This is a genomic window from Thiohalomonas denitrificans, from assembly GCF_900102855.1.
Lineage (GTDB): Bacteria > Pseudomonadota > Gammaproteobacteria > Thiohalomonadales > Thiohalomonadaceae > Thiohalomonas > Thiohalomonas denitrificans.
Map to the genome: position 1 here is coordinate 176,171 of NZ_FMWD01000003.1, position 13,539 is coordinate 189,709.

Annotated in this window: 14 protein-coding genes; 13 read left to right on the plus strand and 1 reads right to left on the minus strand. The window is 61.1% G+C overall.

Features of this window, described 5'->3' with window-relative positions; genetic code table 11:
- Positions 1-52 precede the first annotated feature (52 nt).
- From queA to secF, 5 genes are all read left to right on the plus strand, one after another.
- The gene (gene queA / locus BLP65_RS05555) at positions 53-1,075 is read left to right on the plus strand and encodes a tRNA preQ1(34) S-adenosylmethionine ribosyltransferase-isomerase QueA (protein WP_092993708.1); all 1,023 of its coding nucleotides are present in this window, start codon (positions 53-55) and stop codon (positions 1,073-1,075) included.
- Between the two features lie 132 nt (positions 1,076-1,207).
- The gene (tgt, locus tag BLP65_RS05560) at positions 1,208-2,314 is read left to right on the plus strand and encodes a tRNA guanosine(34) transglycosylase Tgt (RefSeq protein ID WP_092993711.1); all 1,107 of its coding nucleotides are present in this window, start codon (positions 1,208-1,210) and stop codon (positions 2,312-2,314) included.
- A gap of 355 nt (positions 2,315-2,669) precedes the next feature.
- Positions 2,670-2,999, plus strand: coding sequence for a preprotein translocase subunit YajC (gene yajC / locus BLP65_RS05565; protein ID WP_092993714.1), 330 nt, complete (start codon positions 2,670-2,672; stop codon positions 2,997-2,999).
- Between the two features lie 112 nt (positions 3,000-3,111).
- Positions 3,112-4,962: a protein translocase subunit SecD gene (gene secD, locus BLP65_RS05570; protein ID WP_092993717.1), complete on the plus strand. Its 1,851-nt coding sequence runs from the start codon at positions 3,112-3,114 to the stop codon at positions 4,960-4,962.
- Positions 4,963-4,972: 10 nt separating this feature from the next.
- Positions 4,973-5,908 (plus strand): protein translocase subunit SecF, encoded by a 936-nt coding sequence (gene secF, locus BLP65_RS05575; RefSeq protein WP_092993720.1) that lies wholly within the window; start codon positions 4,973-4,975, stop codon positions 5,906-5,908.
- Positions 5,909-6,436: 528 nt separating this feature from the next.
- Here the strand turns inward: secF and suhB are convergent.
- A complete protein-coding gene (gene suhB, locus BLP65_RS05585) occupies positions 6,437-7,237 on the minus strand; it encodes an inositol-1-monophosphatase (protein WP_092993726.1) in 801 nt (266 codons plus the stop codon).
- Between the two features lie 178 nt (positions 7,238-7,415).
- Between suhB and BLP65_RS05590 the strand changes: the two genes are divergently transcribed.
- The 8 genes from BLP65_RS05590 (at position 7,416) to hscB (ending at position 13,539) form a co-directional block, all read left to right on the plus strand.
- Positions 7,416-8,132: an RNA methyltransferase gene (locus BLP65_RS05590; protein WP_092993729.1), complete on the plus strand. Its 717-nt coding sequence runs from the start codon at positions 7,416-7,418 to the stop codon at positions 8,130-8,132.
- 150 nt (positions 8,133-8,282) lie between these two features.
- Positions 8,283-9,095 (plus strand): serine O-acetyltransferase, encoded by an 813-nt coding sequence (gene cysE / locus BLP65_RS05595; RefSeq protein WP_092993732.1) that lies wholly within the window; start codon positions 8,283-8,285, stop codon positions 9,093-9,095.
- A gap of 69 nt (positions 9,096-9,164) precedes the next feature.
- On the plus strand, positions 9,165-9,638 hold the full coding sequence (gene iscR, locus BLP65_RS05600; protein WP_092993735.1) for a Fe-S cluster assembly transcriptional regulator IscR: 474 nt from the start codon (positions 9,165-9,167) through the stop codon (positions 9,636-9,638).
- Positions 9,639-9,651: 13 nt separating this feature from the next.
- Positions 9,652-10,794, plus strand: coding sequence for a cysteine desulfurase family protein (locus BLP65_RS05605; protein ID WP_092993738.1), 1,143 nt, complete (start codon positions 9,652-9,654; stop codon positions 10,792-10,794).
- 168 nt (positions 10,795-10,962) lie between these two features.
- Positions 10,963-12,180 (plus strand): IscS subfamily cysteine desulfurase, encoded by a 1,218-nt coding sequence (locus BLP65_RS05610; protein ID WP_092993741.1) that lies wholly within the window; start codon positions 10,963-10,965, stop codon positions 12,178-12,180.
- Between the two features lie 37 nt (positions 12,181-12,217).
- Complete coding sequence (gene iscU, locus BLP65_RS05615; protein WP_092993744.1) at positions 12,218-12,646, plus strand: Fe-S cluster assembly scaffold IscU; 429 nt, start codon at positions 12,218-12,220, stop codon at positions 12,644-12,646.
- Between the two features lie 12 nt (positions 12,647-12,658).
- Positions 12,659-12,982, plus strand: coding sequence for an iron-sulfur cluster assembly protein IscA (iscA, locus tag BLP65_RS05620; protein ID WP_092993747.1), 324 nt, complete (start codon positions 12,659-12,661; stop codon positions 12,980-12,982).
- Positions 12,983-12,993: 11 nt separating this feature from the next.
- Positions 12,994-13,539: a Fe-S protein assembly co-chaperone HscB gene (gene hscB, locus BLP65_RS05625; RefSeq protein ID WP_245688242.1), complete on the plus strand. Its 546-nt coding sequence runs from the start codon at positions 12,994-12,996 to the stop codon at positions 13,537-13,539.

Sequence of the window (13,539 nt, forward strand, 5' to 3'; positions counted from 1 at the left end):
CGCGGCGCAAACAAGGGCGAGTGGTCATTGAATCTGGTAATATCCTCCGCCCATGCAGCGTACTGACTTTCATTTCGACCTTCCCGGGGAGCTGATCGCCCAGCGTCCCGCCGAGCAGCGGACCGGCAGCCGGTTGCTGCTGCTCGATGGTCGGGACGGGCGTCTGGAGGATCGGTACTTCCCGGATATCGAGGCGCTCCTCTCTCCCGGGGACCTGCTGGTATTCAATGATACGCGGGTGATCCCGGCGCGGCTGTTTGGCCGCAAGGCCTCCGGCGGTCGGGTCGAGGTACTGGTGGAGCGGGTCGTTGACGATCGCCGGGTATTTGCCCACGTGCGCTCCAGCAAGTCGCCCAGGCCGGGCTCGATGCTGCGGCTGGAGGAGGCCGTGGATGTGACGGTCACCGGGCGTGACGGGGCGCTGTTCGAGCTGAGCTTTCCGGAATCGGCCCTGGCGGTTCTGGAGACCTACGGCCGCATGCCGCTGCCACCCTACATCGAGCGGGAGGCGGGGGAGGCCGATGCCGAGCGCTATCAGACCGTGTTTGCCCGGAAGAAGGGTGCGGTTGCGGCGCCGACCGCGGGGCTGCATTTTGACGAACCCCTGCTGGAGCGCCTGCGTAGTAAAGGTATCGAATTCGCTCATGTGACGCTGCACGTGGGCGCCGGCACCTTTCAGCCGGTGCGCGTGGACAATATCCACGAACACCACATGCACTCCGAGTACCTGGAGGTGCCTGAAAGTGTGTGCCGGGCGGTTGCCCGTACCCGGGAGCGCGGCGGCCGGGTGGTTGCCGTGGGAACCACGGTGGTGCGCAGCCTGGAATCGGCCGCCCGCGATGGGCTGGCACCCTTTACGGGGGAGACGGATATCTTCATCTACCCGGGATACCGTTTTCGGGTGGTGGATGCCCTGCTGACCAATTTCCATCTGCCCGAATCGACCCTGCTGATGCTGGTATCGGCCTTCGCCGGCCGTGACCAGGTGCTGGCCGCCTACCGGCATGCGGTGGAAGAGCGCTACCGCTTCTTCAGCTACGGCGATGCCATGTTCATCCTGCCCCAAAGGGATTGAACCACAGAGTGCACAGAGGTCACAGAGGGAATTCAGTATGGTACCGAATGTAGATCGTATCCCGCTGTGCGGGCGTAGAGGACTAGTTGTCATACAGCAACAAGTTTTCTCTGTGCCCTCTGTGGTTAATGTATGAAATTCGACTTACTAAAGACAGATGGTCCGGCCCGGCGCGGGCGGATGTACTTCGAGCGCGGTACGGTGGAGACCCCGGCCTTCATGCCGGTGGGCACCTATGGCACCGTGAAGGCGATGACGCCTGAGGAGCTGCAGGGGATCGGTGCCGAAATCATTCTCGGCAACACCTTTCATCTGATGCTCCGGCCGGGCACCGAGGTCATCGCCGCCCATGGCGATCTGCATGATTTCATGCACTGGGAGGGCCCGATTCTGACCGATTCGGGGGGCTTCCAGGTCTTTTCACTCGGAAAGATGAGGAAGATCACCGAGGAGGGCGTTCGCTTCCAGTCGCCGGTCGACGGTTCGCGGGTGTTCCTGGGCCCGGAGGAGTCGATGGCGGTGCAGCGCGAGCTGGGCTCGGACATCGTCATGATCTTTGATGAGTGCACCCCCTATCCGGCCGACGAGCGCCAGTCGCGCGCCTCCATGGAGCTCTCCCTGCGCTGGGCCAGGCGCAGCAAGGAGGCGCACGGGGAGAATCCCAATGCCCTGTTCGGCATCGTCCAGGGTGGCATGTACCCGCACCTGCGTGATGAGTCACTTGCAGGATTGACCGAAATCGGCTTCGACGGCTACGCCATCGGGGGGCTTTCGGTGGGCGAGCCCAAGGAGGAGATGCTGGCGATCCTGGACCACACCGGGCCGGGGATGCCGGAGGATCGACCCCGCTATCTGATGGGGGTGGGCCGGCCCGAGGACATTGTGGAGGCGGTGCTTCGCGGCATCGACATGTTCGACTGCGTAATGCCGACCCGAAACGCCCGCAACGGTCACCTGTTCACCCGCCGGGGCGTGATTCGCATCAGAAACGCACGCTATGAGAAGGATACGCGCCCGCTGGACTTGGAGTGCGGATGCTATACCTGCCAGAATTACAGCCGCGCCTATCTGCGCCATCTCCACCGGACCAACGAGATCCTGGGGGCGCGCCTGAATACGATTCACAACCTGTTTCATTATCAGGCGCTGATGAAGAGGCTTCGGGAGGCGATAGCTGCCGGTCGGCTGAAGGCCTTTGTGAGCGAGTTCTATTCCCGGCTGGCGGAAGGTGTTGCCTAGACGGGCAATGACGCGTGTCGGTATGTCATAATGGCGGTAGGGCACTTCTGATAATCCAACGCGGATTCTGTTGGCCCCAAAATCGCCGAGGCCAAGGCGCGCTGTGCAGGCAAGGGTGGTTCCCTTTTCAAGCAGCGCACAAATCCGCCGGGATCGGCGATTTTGGGGCCAACCTTCGGGCTGGGGCCGTTTTGTCCGCTGGACCGCGTTGCAGCTTGCTTATGTGGAACAACCACACATCGCTCGCTGCACCTTGCCAGCGAACAAAACGGCCGCGAGCAGAACCGTGTTGGATTATTAGAAGTGCTCTTTAGATCGGCGACGAATAAAACCAACCTAAAAGAAGGAAACCTTTATGAGCTTTTTCATCTCTGATGCCTTTGCTCAGGCAGCCGACGGCGCCCAGCCCAGCATTCTGGAGGCGCTGTTTCCTTTTATTATTCTCTTTGTGGTGTTTTACTTCCTGCTCATTCGGCCGCAGTCCAAACGGGCCAAAGAGCACAAGAAACTGGTTCAGGAGCTCTCCAAGGGCGATGAGGTGGTAACCCAGGGTGGCGTACTCGGCAAGATTGCCGAGGTCGATGAGAACTTCATCGTGCTTGAAGTTGCGGATAACGTGCAGATCAAGCTGCAGCGCCAGTCGGTCGCCAGTCTGATGCCCAAGGGCACTATTAAAAGTATCTAATTCATTCTGAAAATGCCCGACTGCGGCCCGGGCCGAAGGTCTGTGAATCCCCTGTGATTACTGAAACCTTCGTGCCAGGGCCACGCGCGGTGCGTTCTGCCTGAGATGTCCCATGAATCGATATCCGCTCTGGAAATACCTTTTGATCGTCGCCGTGCTGGTGTTCGGGGTGATCTACGCCCTGCCCAACCTGTACGGCGACGATCCGGCCCTCCAGATATCCGGTACCCGCATGGCGGAGGTCACTACCTCCACTTCCCGCCAGGTGGCCACCGTCCTTGAAGACAACGGGATTGCCTATCAGGACATCGAGTACGAGGAGGAAAACCTCCTGGTCCGTTTCGCTGACACCGATGCCCAGCTCAAGGCCTACGACCTGGTTCGTGCGGAGCTGCCCGAGTATGCGGTTGCCCTTAACCTGGCTCCGGCAACGCCCGACTGGCTGAGGAGCTTCAATGCGGCGCCCATGTATCTCGGGCTGGATCTGCGTGGTGGCGTGCATTTTCTGATGCAGGTCGATATGGATGCAGCGCTTACTCAGGCGGTCGAGCGCTACGTCAGCGATATTCGCACCCTGCTGCGCGAAGATCGAGTGCGCTACCTGAGCATCAATGCCGAAGATGGCCGGGTGGCGGTGAAATTCCGCGATGCCGCCGAGCGCGACAAGGCGGAACAGGCGGTGGCCGAGGAGTATCGCACGCTGGCCCTCGATACAGCGGAGCAGGGCGGTACGCCCTATCTGTTTGCCAGCCTGGACGATGCTGAAGCCGAGGAAGTGCGCAAGTTTGCCATCAAGCAAAACATCACCACCTTGCGGAATCGGGTGAACGAGCTCGGCGTTGCCGAGCCGGTGATCCAGCAGCAGGGCGAAGAGCGCATCGTGGTTCAGCTGCCGGGTATCCAGGATACGGCCCGCGCCAAGGACATCCTCGGGGCCACCGCGACCCTGGAGTATCGCATGGTGGATGAGGAGCACGACGTCGAGGCGGCGCTGCAGGGCCGGGTGCCTCCTGAGTCGCGCCTCTACAAGGAGCGCGACGGCCGGCCGATCCTGCTTCTGAAGCGAGTCATCATCACCGGTGACCAGATCATCGATGCGGCCTCGGGCATCGACTCCCAAAGCGGGAGTCCGATGGTGACCGTAACCCTTGATGGGCAGGGTGCGCGCAAGATGGCCGACAACACCCAGGCCAACGTCGGCAAGCGCATGGCGGTGGTTTTCATTGAAAATCGCCCCGAGATCCGCATCGTCGACGGCGAGCCGGAACAGGTCACCCAGCGGGTCGAAGAGGTGATCAGTGTCGCCGTGATCCGCGAGCCCTTCGGGAAACGCTTCCAGACCACAGGGCTGGACAGTACCGAAGAGGCCCGTAACCTGGCGCTGCTGCTACGTGCCGGCGCCCTTGCTGCCCCGATGAATATCGTGGAGGAGCGGACCGTCGGGCCGAGCCTGGGTCAGGATAATATCGATCAGGGCTTTGCCTCGGTGTTGATCGGCTTCGTACTGGTGCTGGCATTCATGGTGCTCTGGTACAAGGGCTTCGGCCTGGTGGCAAACCTCGCCCTGGCAGCCAACCTGGTGCTTATCGTTGCACTGCTTTCGATGTTGCAGGCCACGCTGACTCTGCCGGGTATCGCCGGTATCGTGCTGACGGTCGGTATGGCGGTGGATGCCAACGTGCTGATCTTCGAGCGTATTCGCGAGGAGCTGCGGGTGGGCAATACGCCGCATGCGAGTATCAAGGCGGGTTACGAGAAGGCCCTTTCCACCATCGCCGACGCCAATGTCACCACATTGATTGCCGCGGTAGTACTGTTCAGTTTCGGTACCGGGCCGATCAAGGGCTTCGCCATCACCCTGTCACTGGGCATCATCACCTCGATGTTTACCGCCATCATGGGGACCCGTGCCGTCATCAATCTGGCCGTCGGCAGCAAGCGGCTGAAGAAACTGTCGATCTGAGGAGTGCACCATGGAGATTTTTACGCAGACCAATGTCGACTTCATGCGGTTACGGAAGGGGGCCGTCGCCCTCTCGCTGTTCCTTATTGTGGTCGCGCTGGGCTCCCTGCTGGTGCGAGGTCTGAACTTCGGGATCGACTTCACAGGCGGTACCCTGCTGGAGGTCAGCTATGAGCAGCCCGCGGAGCTGTCGTCGATCCGCAGCACCCTCGAAGAGGCCGGTTACGAAGGGGCCGTGGTTCAGCACGTCGGTACCTCCCGTGACGTCCTCATTCGGCTGGCGCCGCGCGAGGGGATCAGTACTGCACAGCTCAGCGAGAAGGTCATGGTCGCGCTGCGCGCCTCCGATGAACAGCTGCAGATGCGCCGTCAGGAGTTCGTCGGGCCACAGGTGGGCGACGAGCTGGTGGAGCGGGGCGGTCTGGCCCTCCTCTACGCACTGCTCGGGATCCTCGTGTATGTGGCACTGCGCTTTGAGAAGCGCTTCGCCGTCGGTTCCGTCGCGGCACTGGTGCATGATGTCATTCTGACGCTCGGCTTCTTCTCGGTGCTGCAACTGGAATTCGATCTGACCATCCTGGCGGCGATTCTGGCAGTGATCGGCTACTCCCTGAACGACACCATCGTCGTCTTCGATCGCATCCGCGAGAACTTCCGCAAGATGCGCAAGGGGAGTTCGGCCGACGTGGTGAACGCATCCCTAAACCAGACGCTGTCGCGGACGGTGCTAACCTCCGGCACCACAGCATTGGTTCTTCTGGCGCTGTTTTTCCTGGGGGGTGAATTGATCCACGGATTCGCCACCGCCCTGCTGGTCGGCGTCGTGGTCGGTACCTACTCCTCGATCTACATCGCCAGCCCTGTCCTGCTTGCCCTGGGGGTCTCCCGCGAAGACCTGCTGCCGGTGGAAAAGGAGGGAGTGGAGCAGGAAGAGCCGCTGCCGTAAGCGTCCCCTCGACCCGCCGGGGATCTGGCTTCGTTCGTCACTCGGTAGGAGGGCCGCCCTCGGCGCGATGGTTGTTGCGAAATCGCCGCGGGGGCGCGCCTCCTACCGGGGATCGGCTTTTGCTCCTTCCGGGGTAGGAGGGCCGCCCTCGGCGCGATGATCCTGACGTCAATCGCCGCGGGGGCGCGCCTCCTACCGGGATCGGCTTTCGCTCTTTCCGGGGCAGGAGGGCCGCCCTCGGCACGATGATCCTGACGTCAATCACCGCGGGGGCGCGCCTCCTACCGGGGATCGGCTTTCGCACTTTCCGGGGCAGGAGGGCCGCCCTCGGCGCGATGGTCGATCTGACGTCAATCGCCGCGGGGGCGCGCCTCCTACCGGGGATCGGCTTGCGCTCTTTCCGGGGCAGGAGGGCCGCCCTCGGCGCGATGATCCTGACGTCAATCGCCGCGGGGGCGCGCCTCCTACCGGGGATCGGCTTTTGCTCTTTCCGGGGTAGGAGGGCCGCCCTCGGTGCGATGGTCCGGGCTATCGGCGCGCTTCTTCCGGAAGCTGGGGGCGAATCTTGCGCAGGATGACCGGGTGAAGCTTGATATTGCCTGCGATCACATTGCCGCTTTCCAGGTAATTGTCGCCACCGGCGAAGTCGGTGATCACGCCGCCGGCTTCCTGAATGAGCAGTGATCCGGCAGCCATGTCCCAGGGCGAGAGTCCGAATTCCCAGAATCCGTCCAGACGGCCCGCAGCGACATAGGCCAGGTCCAGGGCGGCGGAGCCGGCTCTTCGGATATCCGCCACCTCGCCGAACAGGATCTTGAAGGTATTCAGGTAGGTATCGAGGCGCTGCTCCTCGCGAAAGGGAAAGCCGGTACCAAGCAGCGCGCCCTCCAGATGCCGGCGCTGGGCGACCCGTATGCGGCGTCCGTTCAGCTGCGCACCGGAACCGCGGCTGGCCGTGTAAAGCTCCTGGGAAATCGGGTTATAGACCACCGCCTGTTCGGTGCGACCCTTGTGCTGGAGGGCGATCGAGACGGCAAACTGGGGGAAGCCGTGCAGGAAGTTGGTGGTTCCGTCCAGTGGGTCGATGACCCACTGGTACTCTGCGCCGGCTTTCTGGCGACCGCTCTCCTCGGCGAGGATGGCGTGGTCCGGGTAGGCCTTGTGAATGACCTGGATGATCTCCTGTTCGGCGACACGGTCGACCTCGGTAACGAAGTCGTTATGTGCCTTGCTCTCGATCGTGAACCGATCCACATGTTCGGCCGAACGGGCGATGAAGTTGCCGGCCTGCCGTGCAGCTCGCACGGCAATGTTGAGCATGGGATGCATGAGGAAATCTCCAGGTTTTAAAGAACGTTAAGCGTCTGCCCCGCCGACAGCGTCGTCTCGGGTTAGCTCCCCATTTTAACAGCCATGGGCTGATAAGTTGAGCCTTTGATGGGGCGATATCCAAAAAACTTGAGTAAAAGCGTTGACTTGTTGTTGTCAGGCGGTAACTTGCTCGCCCATGAAATTTCCCAAGCTGCGCATTGTAATGGTCGGGACCAGCCACCCTGGAAATATCGGGGCGGCCGCCCGGGCCATGAAAAACATGGGGATCGGGCGACTCTACCTGGTGGAGCCCCGCGAATTTCCCAGTCCCGAAGCGAGTGCACGCGCCTCCGGAGCGGACGATATCCTCGCCACCGCTACGGTCTGCGACACTCTCGATGAGGCCCTGACCGGCTGTTCCCTGGTATTCGGGGCCAGCGCCCGACTGCGAACTATTCCCTGGCCCCTGCTGAATGCCCGCCAGTGCGGCGAGGAGGCGGTAGCCCATCCGGGCGAGGTGGCGATTGTATTCGGGCGGGAGCACTCGGGGTTGAGCAACGAGGAGTTGGAGCGCTGTAATTACCTCGTGCATATCCCGACCGACGAGGCGTTCAGCTCGCTCAACGTGGCGGCTGCCATCCAGGTCGTCAGCTACGAGGTGATGATGGCGTCGGGCTCCGCTCCGGTCGAGGCCACACAGCGGGATGAACCGGCTTCGGCGGAGGATGTGGAGCGGCTTTACGCTCACCTCGAGGAGACGCTGGTAGAGCTGGATTTTCTCGATCCGGATCACCCGCGCAAGCTCATGCGCCGTCTGCGGCGCCTGTTCAATCGGAGTGCCCTGGAGGCCACTGAGGTCAACATCCTCAGGGGCATCCTCACGGCGGCCCAGAAGGCGGCCCGCTCCGACTAGGAGCCTGTCCGAGAAAGCGGCCGCAGTAGGTCAGTCTATTCCCGGACAGGCTCCCAGGTGTCGGCGACGCCTTGAATCCCCCTGTTACGCCCTCACGTTGTATGCCAGAATATGGCCTATCAGAAATGTCAGGAATTAAACGGTAACGTAATGTTCAAAAGGCTGCGAGAGGATATCGATTGCGTCTTTGAGCGCGATCCGGCGGCCCGAAATGTCTTCGAGATCGTCACCACCTATCCGGGTATCCACGCCGTCATCCTGCATCGGATGAGTCATTCGCTGTGGAATCGCGGATGGAAATGGCTGGCGCGGATGCTCTCGGTGTTCTCCCGCTGGCTCACCGGCATCGAGATCCATCCCGGAGCCAGTATCGGTCGGCGTTTTTTTATCGATCACGGCATGGGTGTGGTGATTGGTGAGACGGCGGTCATCGGTGATGACTGCACTCTTTATCACGGAGTCACCCTGGGCGGCACAAGCTGGGACAAGGGCAAGCGCCATCCCACACTCGGCAATGACGTGGTGGTAGGGGCGGGGGCCAAGGTGCTGGGCCCAATCACGGTCAAGGATGGTGGGCGCATCGGCTCCAATGCGGTGGTCGTCAAGGACGTTCCGGCGGGGGCGACGATGGTCGGCATTCCCGGGCGGCTGGTGCAGCCCAAGCGCAGCACCAAGGACCAGCAGCGCGCCGCCATCGCCAAAAAGATCGGTTTCGATGCCTATGGCACTGCCGAGGAGATGCCCGACCCGGTCGCCAACGCCATCGACTGCATGCTCGATCATATTCATGCCATGGACAGCAAAATGGAGGAGATGTGCAAGGCGATGCGCAGTATGGGTGCGGAACTTCCCGAAAAGGAGTTGCCGGAACTGAAGAGCTGTGAGATCGGGAACGGCGAAACGGAGGCGGAGAATTCTGCTGAGCGTACCCGGGAGCCCAAAGCGGGCGAAATTAATAGTTGACTAAAATGCTAGGTATTGCTAATTTAGGTGGCAATTGTCGTTAAACACGATATCTGGGGATCAAAGGCAATGAGACTAACGACCAAAGGCCGCTATGCGGTGACCGCGATGCTGGATCTCGCGCTGCACTACACCAACGGTCCGATAACTCTCGCGGACATTTCCAAGCGGCAGGGTATTTCGCTGTCCTATCTGGAACAGCTCTTCTCCCGACTGCGCAAAAACGGTCTCGTGGATAGCGCCCGCGGTCCGGGTGGCGGCTACAAGCTGAGTCGTCCCGCCGGCGAGGTCTGTATTGCCGACGTGATTACCGCCGTTGATGAAAAGGTCGATGCCATGCGCTGTGGCGGGAAGGGCGATTGCCAGGACGGCGGTTCGTGTCTTACCCATGAACTTTGGTGTGAGCTGAGTAATCAGATTTACGACTTCCTCAAGAGCATCACCCTGGGCGACCTGGTGGAGCGCAAGGAAGTTCGCGATGTGGCGGCCCGTCAGGACCGACAATCGCAAATCATTCAAGAGAAGAAGACAGCCTCAATATAACGAGGGTAATCCGGTGCCAGCCTATCTCGACCACAATGCCACGACACCGCTGGACGAGCGGGTGTTCGAGGCGATGCTCCCGCACCTTCGGGACGGCTTTGGCAATGCTTCGAGCCTGCACGCCTTCGGCCGTTCGGCGCGCAGTGCGCTGGACACCGCCCGGGAGCAGGTGGCCGAGTTGGTCGGAGCACATCCCTCCCAAGTGGTATTCACGAACGGTGGTACAGAGGCTAACAATGCGGCCCTCAAAGGTGCCGCGTTTCGGCGGATGCCGGGTGGCCTGGCGATCAGCCCGGTGGAACACGCCTCGGTGCGGGAGCCGGTGGAGGCTTTGGCGCGTCACGGCTGGCGGCACGAGCGTCTGCCCGTGGACAGTGAAGGACGCGTCGAAACGGAGGCGGTACGCCGCAGCAGCGCCACTCTCGTTTCGGTGATGTGGGCCAACAACGAAACCGGTGTCTTGCAGGACATTTCGGCTCTGGCCCGGGCGGTACGCGAGCGGGGTGCAGTGCTGCACACCGATGCGGTCCAGGCCGCCGGCAAGGTGCCGATCGATTTTAGCGCGGCGGGCGCACACCTGATGAGCCTGTCCGCCCACAAGCTCTATGGCCCAAAAGGCACGGGTGCACTGATCGTGGACAAGTCGATCGATATCGAGCCCCTCGTGCACGGCGGCGGCCAGGAGCGGGGGCGTCGCGGCGGGACCGAAAATGTCGCCGCTATCGTCGGTTTCGGCAAGGCCGCCGAATTGGCCCACGGCGAATTGCAGAGCCGCGCTTCCCGACTGGAGCAGTTGAGAGAGCGGTTCGAGGCCGGGTTGAGAGAGCGGGTGCCGGATGCAGTGGTGTTTGGAGCGGGCGCGAAGCGCTTGCCGAATACCAGCTTCTTTGCGCTCCCCGGCATTGAGGGCGGCACACTGGTGCTGACGCTCGACCGGCAGGGGCTGGCACTCTCCAGTGGCTCGGCCTGCGGTAGTCGGAATGACGAACCGAGCCCGGTATTGCGGGCGATGGCAGTACCTTCGGATTTGGCAAGTTGCGCGGTGCGGGCGAGTTTCGGCACCGGTAATACGGAAGCGGACGTGGATGCCCTGGTGGGTGCGTTGGCAGCGGAAGCTGCCTTGTTGCGGAAGATGGCGAGCAGCGCCTGGGCATGAAACAGGCCGCAACAGACTCACCGCCGGGGGTTCAGGAGCGTTCTTTGGTAAAGGCAGGCTGCTGGCGTGGAGTAATGGCAAAGCTGCAGGATAACTATGTACTGGTTGCTTTGCGCTCTTTGCGTCCCGGCGGTGAATTATCCGGGTTAACTTCGGAGTCGACAGAACATGAGTAAACCGATTTATTTCGACTATTCGGCCACCACCCCGGTGGATCCGCGTGTCGCCGACCAAATGTGTAAATATCTGCGGCCCGACGATAGCCTCTTCGGCAATCCGGCTTCCCGTTCGCACAAGTACGGGTGGGACGCCGAGGAGGCGGTTGACAAGGCGCGCCGGGATGTGGCGGCCCTGGTCAATTGCGACCCCAAGGAAATCGTCTGGACCTCCGGTGCGACCGAATCCGATAACCTGGCGCTGAAGGGCGCTGCCCATTTTTATGCCAAAAAGGGCAAGCACATCATCACCTCCAAGACCGAGCACAAGGCGGTGCTGGACACCTGCCGTCAGCTCGAACGGGAAGGTTTTGAGGTCACTTACCTGGATCCCGAGCCGAACGGCCTGATCTCGCTGAAGAGCCTCGAAGAGGCGATCCGGGAAGACACCATTCTGGTCTCGATCATGCACGTAAATAACGAGATTGGTGTCATCCAGGACATCGCCGCCATTGGTGAGTTGATGCGGGAGCGGAAGATCCTGTTCCACGTCGATGCCGCCCAGAGCGCCGGTAAGGTGCCTATCGATCTGAAGAACATGAAGGTCGATCTGATGTCCTTCTCGGCCCACAAGATTTACGGTCCCAAGGGGATGGGTGCGCTCTACGTGCGTCGCAAACCACGCGTGCGCCTCGAGGCGCAGATGCACGGTGGCGGTCATGAACGGGGCATGCGTTCCGGGACACTACCCACCCACCAGATTGTCGGTATGGGTGAGGCGTTCCGCCTGGCTCGCGAGGAGATGGCGAGTGAAAACGAACGAATTCGTGCACTCCGCGATCGGCTGCTCAAGGGCATCGAGGACATCGAAGAGGTCTTTGTCAACGGTGACCTGGAGCATCGGGTCCCCCATAACCTGAACATCAGTTTCGCCTATGTGGAAGGCGAATCGTTGATGATGGCGCTGTCGGACCTGGCAGTCTCCAGTGGTTCGGCCTGCACCTCGTCCAGTCTTGAACCGTCCTACGTGCTGCGCGCACTGGGACGCTCCGATGAACTGGCGCACAGCTCTCTCCGGTTCAGTTTCGGCCGCTTCACCACGGAGGCCGAAATCGATCGGGCTATCGAAATGATTCACGGCAAGATCGCCAAATTACGCGCTCTGTCACCGTTGTGGGAAATGTACAAGGAAGGCATTGATCTCGATTCGGTGCAGTGGAGTGCTCATTGATTTACCATAACCGGCCCTCAGCAGAGAGGTACAGACGATGGCATATAGCGACAAGGTAATTGACCATTACGAGAATCCGCGCAACGTGGGTTCATTCGAAAAAGACGAGAGCGAAGTGGGCACCGGAATGGTAGGCGCACCCGCTTGCGGCGATGTCATGCGTCTGCAGATCAAGGTGAATGACGAAGGCGTGATCGAAGATGCCTGTTTCAAGACTTACGGCTGCGGTTCGGCCATCGCTTCCAGCTCCCTTGTGACCGAATGGGTAAAGGGTAAATCCCTGGCGGACGCCCTGACCATCAAAAACAAGGACATTGCTGAAGAGTTGGCCCTGCCACCGGTGAAAATTCACTGTTCGGTTCTGGCCGAGGATGCGATTCGGGCGGCGATCGACGACTACAAGTCGAAGCGCGGTGAAAAGTCCGGAGCGGATGCCTCGGCCGGTACCGAAGCCAACAGCGCTTAAGAGGCTATAGAGATGGCAATTACCATGACCGAGGCCGCGGCGGAGCGGGTCAAGACATTCCTCGCAAATCGCGGCAAGGGCGTTGGCCTGAGGCTGGGGGTGAAAACCTCCGGCTGCTCGGGCATGGCCTATGTGATCGAATTCGCCGATGTGATCGACGATGACGATGAGATCTTCGAAGGGTATGGGGTGAAGGTGATCGTCGACAAGAAAAGTCTTGTCTATCTCGACGGCACCGAGCTCGATTTCGCCAGAGAGGGGCTGAACGAAGGGTTTCAGTTCAATAACCCGAACGTGAAGGACGCCTGCGGCTGTGGCGAAAGCTTCAACATCTGACGCTGACACCAATGCAGACGAACCTCTCTCAAAACTTCTTCGAGCTGTTCGACCTGCCCGTGGATTTTCAGGTGGATACCGAGGCGCTGGCACTTCGCTATCGGGAGTTGCAGCGCACGACGCATCCGGATCGTTTCGCCAATGCCGCTGAACAGGAGCGGCGCCTGGCGGTACAGCAGGCCGCTCATGTGAATGAGGCCTATCGAACCTTGAAGGACCCCATGGCCCGGGCGCGATATCTGCTCGAGCTGCGGGGCGCCCCTATCGATGAGACCGATACGTCGATGGACCCGGGCTTTCTTATGGAGCAGATGGAATTGCGGGAGTCGCTGGAAGGGGTCCGCGGCAGTGAAGAGCCGTTTGACACGCTGGATCGCATTCGTAGCGATATCGAACATAGGGAGCGCGCCTTGGTCGAAGACCTCGGCATCGCCCTTGGCCATGGTGAAGGCGATGTCCTTGAGCGGGCCAAGGATTCTGTCCGCAAACTCCAGTTCATGCGCCGGCTTCTCAGCGAGACCGAGGAGCTTGAAGAGGCGCTGACCCACGAGCTCTGA